Origin of the sequence: Faecalibacterium sp. DFI.5.82 (genome assembly GCF_029076575.1) — a bacterium.
Lineage (GTDB): Bacteria > Bacillota > Clostridia > Oscillospirales > Ruminococcaceae > Faecalibacterium > Faecalibacterium duncaniae.
Genome location: NZ_JARFIS010000316.1, coordinates 1 through 323, shown reverse-complemented (window position 1 = coordinate 323; position 323 = coordinate 1). Strand labels below are relative to the sequence as shown.

Sequence of the window (323 nt, the reverse complement as noted above, 5' to 3'; positions counted from 1 at the left end):
AGAAGATGGAAGTTTTTTCTCTTTCAACTCTATAAGAGAAATGCGATGAATGGTCATGCAGCTATGCAGATGGTCGATTTCCGACTGGAAACGATCCAGCATCGTGGAGGTAAAGTGAGAGCTGTTCAGAAACCGGGTCGTCAGCATGGCGATCTCCCGTTTGTCACTCGGCAGAATGGAAGGCGCTGCTGTTTTTGCAGCGTCTTCCTGAAACAGCGGCAGATAGGCGAACTGCTTATAGCCCATTTCGGCGGCTTTGCGCAGGATCTACTCCCGTGTGGCATCTGCCAGCACACCGGTGGTGTTGATGGCCTTTGAAACTG

Annotated in this window: 1 pseudogene; it reads right to left on the bottom strand. The window is 51.1% G+C overall.

What is annotated here, in order from left to right:
• Positions 1 to 246, bottom strand: a pseudogene (locus P0G09_RS16780) (LacI family transcriptional regulator); the annotation flags it as partial.
• Positions 247 to 323 lie beyond the last annotated feature (77 nt).